The organism is Paenibacillus sp. 01L418, assembly GCF_056400045.1.
The window spans coordinates 1-8,558 of sequence record NZ_JBFTSN010000285.1 but is presented as its reverse complement, the minus strand read 5'-3'; the positions used below and the strand labels follow the sequence as shown (position 1 = coordinate 8,558).

Genomic DNA, 8,558 nt, shown 5'->3' with positions numbered 1-8,558 from the left:
TTTACTATCGCCGCTAAGTACATTTTTATCCCAAATCTATGACTCAGGTATGTCATTCTCATAATAAACTTCATAAGAAACTAAACCATTTCCCCTTGTCACTCATCAGAAATGTTAACACGTTCATGTCATATCATTTTGGCAAGAAAGTGATAACAAAAATAAAAAAGCCGCATAAATTGCGGCTTACAATGTTACTATGTTCTTGTCACCCGATTAAACAATGGTTATGAGAAAGCATTATTATTGATGAGTTATTCTTATGGTATAGTGTCATATTGCCGTTAGCCTCAAAGGCGAAGGCTATGTAGTCGTTAGGATTGATATAGCTTTCGAGCTCTTCATCATTACTTACATCCGCAATGTACGGCGGTTTTTTTATTTTATTCAATCCTGCCGATACTCGAGAATATCTCCAGGCTGGCAAGCGAGTGCTTTGCAGATCGCTTCGAGTGTTGAGATTCGAATGGCTTTCGCTTTTCCGTTTTTAAGTATCGACAGGTTCGCCATTGTAATGCCGACTTTCTCGGATAGCTCAGTAACGCTCATTTTCCGCTTTGCAAGCATGACGTCAATGTTAACCACTATCATACGGTCAACTCCTGTTCTTCTTTGAGCTCGATCGCGTTTTTGAGCAGTTTCTCAAGAACTGCGGCAAATACTGCGATTACGACTGGCGCACAGGTTATAATTAGCCCAATGACCATGACGCCTGGTGCATCTGCGCCGTCAGCTACAAAGTAGAAAAGCGGGAGATTACATGCAAACATGAGTGATACGACAACCGCCGCTTGTTTTATTTTCTTAAGCGCTAAAACAGAGGTTTGCGAAAAAGCGGTATTTGTATCAATGTACCTGAGAAGCTTTAATGCCTGAAGTAGCGTAAATAAATACGCAATAGACGCCACATACGCAGCCAAAGCGGAAAGATAAACTTTAATATCCGGGAAATCCGGCATCATACTATGCGCCATCGCTGGGATTCCATAAAAACACATCACTAATGCAGGAATTGCCATAACAACCAGAACAATTTTTAAAAAGAGCGTCTCTTTTTTCATTTATTTCACCTCATTTTTGATTTTATCACTTCATTTATCGTTTCACAATAAAAATACATTGTTTTCTTCGTTTGAACCCCACAAGTTATTAAAAAAAATAAGCCCTACGGCTTATTTGTTCCTCCTTCAAATTTGAGCCGAAATACGGACATATTTATGAACCCACTAATTGAAGTTAATCGCGAAAATGATTAAACTATCTTGCCCGTTAGAATTCCTGTAAAACGAATATTTTGGACTTTGCATAAAAAAGAGCGCCTCTGTAATATGGGAGTTGGAAACGGGTCTACAGCCCTTTAATCTCACCATCAGGAGGTCGCTCTACTATGAAGTTTAAATCACAGGAAACAAAATCAACGCATTGAAAACATTTCCTCATTTCATCTTGTTGTCGGAGTAGATATTGCCCAGGAGAATCATGTCGCTCGTGCAGTCAGCTATCGTGGTGTTGCTCTGGGTTCGTCGCTAGAATTTAGCAGTCATGATGAAGGGTTTGGGCGGTTCGGCCTATGGATTCAAGATCTGCTCAAATCATTCAAGCTGAGCAAAGTTATCGTCGGCATGGAGCCTACCGGCCACTACTGGTTCAGCCTGGCTCGCTGGCTTTCATCAAAAGGAATTGAGGCTGTTCTCGTAAATCCCCACCTCGTCAAAAAGAACAAGGAAAACCGCGACAATACCCCTTCCAAAAGCGACCACAAAGACGCACTCGACATCGCAGATATGGTCAAAAATGGCTACTATTCCCCTGTCCAGTTCAACCCAGAAGCCTATGAGGAACTCCGGATTCTCATGGCCAACCGGGACACGGTTACCAAACGACTTAACAGCGCTGTTAATCAGATTCATCGTTGGGTAGATATTGTCTTCCCTGAAATACGGCACGTCTTTAAAATCCTTACCTGCACCAGCGCCATTGCTACGTTAAGGCTGTTTCCTCTTCCGAAGGAAATTAGCAGCTTAACGACAGAGAAAGTCATTGCCGGCTGGAAGCAATATGTGAAACACCATGCAGGATTGCATCGAGCCGCGCAGCTCATTGTGCTGGCTAAACGCAGCGTTGGCGCTACGCAGGCACTTTACGCCTACAAGCTGCATTTAGCCCATTTACTCGAAGAATACGACTTGGCGCAGCACCAGCTTGAGCAAATTGAACATGAGCTCCATCATATTCTGGGGCGCATTCCAAACGCGCAGAAACTGCTTGAGATTCGCGGTGTAAATGTGACCAGTTTAGCCGGTGTGCTGGGCGAAGCTGGTAACTTAAGTGGTTATACGCATGAAAACGTCTTGCGTCTCCACGCCGGTCTTAACCTAACGGAAGCCAGCTCAGGTAAATGACGTGGAAAAATGGCGCTAAGCAAACGTGGCCGCCTTCGTCTCCGGCGTTTTCTCTTTCTCATAACCACGTGTATGGTCATGACCAATTCGGATGTTAGAGCGCTACACCACCATAAGGTCGAAGTGAAAAAGATCTGTAGTCATTTGAAGTTCTTCTAACCGGATGGACTTCGTGCGGAACCATTCGGTCGCTTGCTGGACCAGTGGTGAAGAATTTATCGCTGTACACCAAAATGCAGTCCACAATCCGAAATTTGGTGTTGAGTTCTACCTATTTTTTAATGCCAATGGTTCTCCCTTAAACATATCATCACGTTTTTCAATCATCACTTGAAAAAATTTCAGGGAGGCCTGGATTTCAGACTCCGATAATTCATTTAAAACCGATATAAACCTATCCTCCATCAATTCATGCATGGTCGCATGTAATTCATAAATCCTTTTGCCCTTGGGTGAAAGGGTAAAATAGACCTCTTTTTTATTATCAACCATCTGGTTTCGTTTGATAAAACCCTCTTGAAGTAACTTATTACTAATTTTTGAAATGCTGGCTTTGGACAAATTCATTTTTTCTGCAATCGACGTATTGTTAATAGGTTCATTGTTTCCAATGCAATCAATCACATGTACGCTTGTCAAGTTGTTCGGAATGGATGTAATGCCATGTGACTGTGCCAAGCCAGTAAACTCGCTAATCTCTGCTGTAAACATTTGCTCGGTTAGATGAACAAAGTGAAGAAAACGTTCGTACAATGTTCGCTTTAACCCCTCAGACATGATGTTAACATCCCCTTTATAAAAGCGAATTGCCCCTAGCAAGTTTAATACGCGGGCTAACGCTATATGATTGTTTTAAGTCCTATTTTTTATTGTTCACTTATAAATTATTTTATCACATTACTTCATAGGTATCAACCCTGAAACACCGAATATAAAGAGAAGTTGACAGCAATTACGCTTTTATATTATAGTTTCATCGTTAACAATAATAAAAAGAAGGTGTTGCATTTGACTCGTTCCGATTCATCTACTCAGTACAATCGAGGGGGTATGACTGTGAATCTTGCCAAAACGATAATAGAACGCCGAACCATTCGCAAGTTTAAATCAGAGCCCGTCCCATTCGAATTGATGAATTCATTGCTCAAACAAGCTTCAAGTATGTGGAAATCCGAAGCGCCTCAACATTGGCGTTGCATTTATTATGACTCCATGGAATCGCGTTTGCGACTGGCAGAGAGCATGTTTGCCAAAGTAATAGACAGTCAGCTTGGTAAATTGATCCCGTCAAAATTAACGGGATTTCTCACCAAATCCGTTCTTAATACGCCGGTTCATCTGGTTTTTATTGCGGCATCTTCAGAAAATCATCGACAGCGTGACAACAATTATGCCGCCGTCTGCAGCATCATGCAAAACCTTCAATTGGTTGGTTGGGAAAACGGTTTGGGGATGCTCTGGTACACGGACCCATTGCTGAACAATCCGTCATTTTTTAATGAAATTGGCCTGAAGACAGGGGAGAAGTTTGCCGGTATTTTAAATATTGGATACTTTGATAGGTCACCTAAAGCCCGAAAAAGGACACCCGCGGAAATGAACTGGACAGAATTCACAACAGATACAAAACTGCATCTAACTAATGAAGACCGTTATGTATCTTCTCAAGACATTTTGGAAACATTAAACATCGCTGTTTGGGCACCGAATGATGGACTTCGTGAACCATGGCGATTTATTTATGTGACCGGCGAAGAAGCCGTTGCTAAACTCGCGCCTTCACATGGGAATACCTCGCAGTCATTACTTATCGTATTGGCAAAGAAAGAAGCTGACCCGCACAAGCAAGAGGAGGATTATGCTGCAGCATGTTGTTTGATTCAGAACTTTCAAATGTTGGCCAACTCTAAAGGCTGGCATGTTCGTCGCACCATGCCGGAATGGATATATGAGCGACGGCTACCGATACCTCTTAAGATAGATCTGCAAGAGAGAATTGTAGCTGTACTGGAAGTTGGGACAGTGGAGCAAATTTCATATTCATCCTCCACTCCCTCGACTTTAAATGTAATACGCCTTTGAATAAATATGAACCTCATTTAAGGAAGCTCCAAAGTGCGATGAAGGGCGAATGAGCACCCCCCGCCGACAAAACAAGTTGGAAACGTAAAAGTTTCAAGCTTGGTCAAGCCGAACACAGCTTCAATAATCCAACTCAGTTTTGATTCCCGATTACAAAATCAAAAACTTATCACCGCTGGCACTTCGTTTTTATTAAGACATCGTTCGACAATCAAAAGAGAAGGCATTCTCCCGATGCCTTCTCTGCTGCTTATTATTAGCTGGTATAGCATAATGTTAACGATAGTTCCTTATCTCAAGATTATCTAGTTTTGATTCATTGTCCCCAAGCTATGATGACATCCTTGATGTGAGGATTCTTCAAGAGCATATCATGCATGGCTTGGTTGTTTTTGGCCATATGTTCTGCATATTCTGGCTTACGGATATACTGATTCAATTTCTTTGGATCCTTCTCGTAAATTGGAAACAAGTTTGCGATAAACACGCCTGAATATTTATTATGACAAAAAATGCAAAACAATATTGAACGTCATATCTGATTCGAATTGATTTGCTCTACTTGGATACTCCACCAATCAACTTCTCTAGATTTTCCCTGTCCAGAAAAGGTGCTAGGCTTATGATCCGGTTCGCATCGATGGTGCCGTCTACAACCTGGTCTACCAAACGACTTAATGTCTCTCTGCTAATAAAGGGCGCCAGTCCATTCACGGCATTCCAGCTCAAGCTTCCTTCTTCGGCTTCTTGTACCAACCGATCCACCTGTTCCCTACCTAGAAAAGGTGCGAGGCTTACGATCCGGTTCGCATCGATGGTGCCGTCTACAACCCGGTCTACCAAACGACTTAATGTCTCTCTGCTAATAAAGGGTGCCAGCCCTTGAACGGAATGCCAGCTCAAGCTGCTCTCTTCTGCATTTTGTACCAATCGATCTACATGTTCTCTTCCAAGAAACGGCGCAATTCCAACAAGATTGTGCACTTCTAAGGAACCGTCAATCGATTTATCTACCAGTCGATTTAATGTGTCACTGCTGACGAACGGAGCGAGTCCGGTAATGACATTCCACACAATCTCGCCCTCTTCTGCCTGACAAACCAGTTCATCCAATGTATCTGTTCCAAGGAACGGAGCCAGCCTCATGATCACGTCTAACTTAAAGACGTTGCTGTCTAATCGTTCAGTAACCTTATGCAGAACGCTTGCCTTTACAAACGGCGCTACTTCTACAAGCTCTTCCACCTCCACCTCTCCGGTATTGACCATCTCTGCAACTTGTTCTGGCCTGTTCCCTGCGATCTCCTCAACGATCGTTCCTAGGTGCTGGTACTCCCGATTTTCTGCGTTTTCTCCTGCATTAATAATGTCGTCTACCGTTTTTCCGAATAACCTCGCAAGCTGCGGAAGCGTTCCGATATCCGGTATCGAATCGCCCCGTTCCCATTTCGATACCGCTTGATGACTTAAATTCAGTTGATCTGCAAGTTCCAATTGGGTCAGATCCTGGTCTTTGCGAAGCTTCGAAATATAAGCTCCAATTTTACGTAAGTCGAGCATCGTATTACCTCCGAAAAAAACAAAATGTACAGTGCGCACCGTCGAATACAGCATAGCATTTCCGCAAACGTGATTCTATCAAGCGTTGGTTGAATTGTCACATCCGCTTTATTCAACTGCCAGTAGAATTGTCTAGATTGAAAATCGCTAGAGAGGGTAGCCAGAAGATCCCGCAGCATATGCCAGATCTGGAATCTACCCGACCTACACTACTTTTGTCGCTTTCATCTATAGGTTTTTCTACAAATCATTTCCATTAAACTGCCCATTAGTTTAATGAAATGAGCAGGTCACTACAGCGCCTGCTCATCGTTGTATGCTATTGAACTAAACTTCCCCGTTAGTACAATGCAACTTAGTAAATATCCTCATTATTTAAAAGCTCTCTTAGCCCCGTGGTAAATTTGAGTACAGTTTTCCTCCTGTTATAAATTCAATGTAAACACTCTCTTCATGCGAACCACCGATTTGTGCGTGAACAAAAATCGTATCTTCCTTGAAACTTATTTTTATAAACCCATCAGAATCATTATCTTGAAGTTCTGCCATTATTCCTTGGTCGATACAACAAACAATACCCTCAATCTGTTCTTATCTCACGCAAAAATGAGAAGTATGTGATATGAATTTTGTTGCTCCTGTCATATCAAAAGTATAATTAATATGAACCGGATATCTTGTCGCTAGTATAAGCTTTGCAGAACCATCAATGGAAGACAATGTGACTTTGTTCGATAGAGGTAACATAATTTATTGCTCCCTTCTTAAATCCTCCGTGTATCATACCTTAAAACTAAACTGCCCGTCAGCTCAACGAGGCTGCCGATTTATGTCGGCAGCCTCGTTCTTTTGATAGTTAATTAAGCTATTGTTCCCCGTTTGTACAATCATTTATGTTGTGAGAAATTACATTCAAATCGCTCAACTCCAGGGTGTTTTTCTCCCAGGCTCTTAATTGTAAACCCAAGTCTACTTGAGTGATTTTAAGTAAAACATTATTCCTGCTCTGTCTACATTAGAAAATTGCAAAGGTTCATCATCCATCAAACGTCTTAATTCGTCTACTGAAATCCATCGTGGGTTTTTAGTATCATCACCTGAAGATAATAACTCCCCTTGCACCTTGCAACGGAAATAAACTCCAACTGAATCGAAAGGACCCTTTATTGTTTGATAAGCTCCAAACGGTCTTATACATTCCACTTGGAATTCTGGGTCGATTCCTGTTGTATCGACCCGTGTATCCTCGCCTTCAATTTCAACTACATCCAGTCCAGTCTCTTCCTTAACTTCCCTTATTAGAGCTTGTGTTAATGATTCATATTGCTCAATTCTGCCACCAGGAAGTTCAATTTTTTTCGTTTCACCCGCTTTATCCCTTGTCTGTACTACTATTTCTAATATTCCGTTTACTATTCTTTCAATTATGGCACGAGAATTTACTAAAAACATTTGTATCAACCCCATTTCACACTATCGAATTAACCAAAATATGGATTTGTTATACAGGATTATTCTACGCAAGCTTCAAACTATCCTGCCCCATTTCAATGAAAAAAGTAGGCTGCCGTAGCACCTGCTCATCAATGTGTATCATTCAACTATCGTTCCCCGTTAGCTCAACGGACTACAGCAGTTTATGTGGGGAAGTAACCTCTCCTCTTGTTATGGCGAGCTTATCTTACGGAAGAATGTGACTTGCCCGCTTTGGCCGATACGGAAAAATACCTCATCTCGCCGGGTGAGACAGGCTTTGTTTTCGGTTCACCCAACATTTTCTCTGGTACGCCGTCTAGACACTCATCCTTGCAGTCCCGTCTATATCTCCCCTCCTCCAACTTCATGTCGATAAAATCAACAACTTGCTGCAGTGATGTGATCTGGCTGATAATATTTTCACGATGACTTCTTAAGAGTCCCACAATCTCCGGATATTCCGCGGGATCAGTATCGGCCGAGACCGCCAAAAAAGGTCGAATTTCCTCTAGCAGCATCCCCGTTTTTTTCAGGCATGCTATCAGCCGGATCGTATTGATGTCCTCCTGCCGATAGATGCGGTGCCCGTTATCCTTCCGCTCTGCGCGAGGCAGCAGCCCGATCTTTTCGTAATAACGGATCGTATCCTCAGTAATTCCGGTTTGTCCAGCGGTTTGCTTTATCGTAAAGCATTGCTCTTCCTTCATCCTGTTCCCTCCCTAAGATTGATTTTTGTACATTATACATCTTGAAGCTGGCTCTAAGTCAAATCTCTTATCCTTGGAGAAAAGCTTTGTTTTCGCGTCTTGACTTGGAGTCGACTTCAAGTTATAGAATGTGCACTATCGAATCATATTAAAAAGGAGATGTACAATGAACAAGGACCAGAGTGAACATATCGCATTGATTACAGGCGCAAGCGCTGGGATCGGGTTAGAACTAACACGGAAATTACTGTCGGAGAACTGGCATGTGGTTGCTGTAAACCGTTCTGATTTTCCAGCCGACGATAGGAGCATCCAGAATGCGGTCAAGAGC

The 8,558-nt window shown here is 42.3% G+C and carries 10 protein-coding genes; 3 read left to right on the top strand and 7 right to left on the bottom strand.

Annotated features, from left to right (window positions below):
• Nucleotides 1-387: 387 nt before the first annotated feature.
• Nucleotides 388-591, bottom strand: coding sequence for a helix-turn-helix domain-containing protein (locus AC1DSE_RS24950; protein ID WP_076269356.1), 204 nt, complete (start codon nt 589-591; stop codon nt 388-390).
• Entirely contained in the window at nt 588-1,061 is a 474-nt protein-coding gene (locus AC1DSE_RS24945; RefSeq protein ID WP_076269355.1) for a DUF2975 domain-containing protein, read from the bottom strand. The genes AC1DSE_RS24950 and AC1DSE_RS24945 overlap by 4 nt, the downstream gene beginning before the upstream one ends.
• Nucleotides 1,062-1,421: 360 nt before the next feature.
• Between AC1DSE_RS24945 and AC1DSE_RS24940 the strand changes: the two genes are divergently transcribed.
• Nucleotides 1,422-2,402 carry an IS110 family RNA-guided transposase gene (locus tag AC1DSE_RS24940; protein WP_477528342.1) on the top strand — a complete coding sequence of 327 codons (981 nt, stop codon included), beginning with the start codon at nt 1,422-1,424 and terminating at the stop codon, nt 2,400-2,402.
• 267 nt (nt 2,403-2,669) lie between these two features.
• On the opposite strand, the gene AC1DSE_RS24935 is transcribed toward AC1DSE_RS24940, so the two are convergent.
• On the bottom strand, nt 2,670-3,179 hold the full coding sequence (locus AC1DSE_RS24935; protein WP_477512025.1) for a MarR family transcriptional regulator: 510 nt from the start codon (nt 3,177-3,179) through the stop codon (nt 2,670-2,672).
• Nucleotides 3,180-3,458: 279 nt separating this feature from the next.
• Here AC1DSE_RS24935 and AC1DSE_RS24930 point away from each other — a divergent pair, with 279 nt between their 5' ends.
• Complete coding sequence (locus AC1DSE_RS24930; RefSeq protein ID WP_477512024.1) at nt 3,459-4,484, top strand: nitroreductase family protein; 1,026 nt, start codon at nt 3,459-3,461, stop codon at nt 4,482-4,484.
• A 316-nt stretch (nt 4,485-4,800) separates the two neighbouring features.
• Here AC1DSE_RS24930 and AC1DSE_RS24925 read toward each other — a convergent pair whose 3' ends face one another.
• The 4 genes from AC1DSE_RS24925 to AC1DSE_RS24910 form a co-directional block, all read right to left on the bottom strand.
• A complete protein-coding gene (locus AC1DSE_RS24925; protein ID WP_477512023.1) occupies nt 4,801-5,007 on the bottom strand; it encodes a DUF1643 domain-containing protein in 207 nt (68 codons plus the stop codon).
• Between the two features lie 35 nt (nt 5,008-5,042).
• Entirely contained in the window at nt 5,043-6,044 is a 1,002-nt protein-coding gene (locus tag AC1DSE_RS24920) for a helix-turn-helix transcriptional regulator (protein ID WP_477512022.1), read from the bottom strand.
• Nucleotides 6,045-7,013: 969 nt separating this feature from the next.
• Nucleotides 7,014-7,496: an NUDIX hydrolase gene (locus AC1DSE_RS24915; protein ID WP_339209183.1), complete on the bottom strand. Its 483-nt coding sequence runs from the start codon at nt 7,494-7,496 to the stop codon at nt 7,014-7,016.
• Nucleotides 7,497-7,720: 224 nt separating this feature from the next.
• Nucleotides 7,721-8,227, bottom strand: a complete 507-nt coding sequence (locus AC1DSE_RS24910; protein ID WP_477512021.1) for a MerR family transcriptional regulator — start codon at nt 8,225-8,227, stop codon at nt 7,721-7,723.
• 166 nt (nt 8,228-8,393) lie between these two features.
• Between AC1DSE_RS24910 and AC1DSE_RS24905 the strand changes: the two genes are divergently transcribed.
• Nucleotides 8,394-8,558 (top strand): SDR family NAD(P)-dependent oxidoreductase (locus AC1DSE_RS24905; RefSeq protein WP_477528341.1); only part of this gene is annotated, 165 nt, incomplete at its 3' end.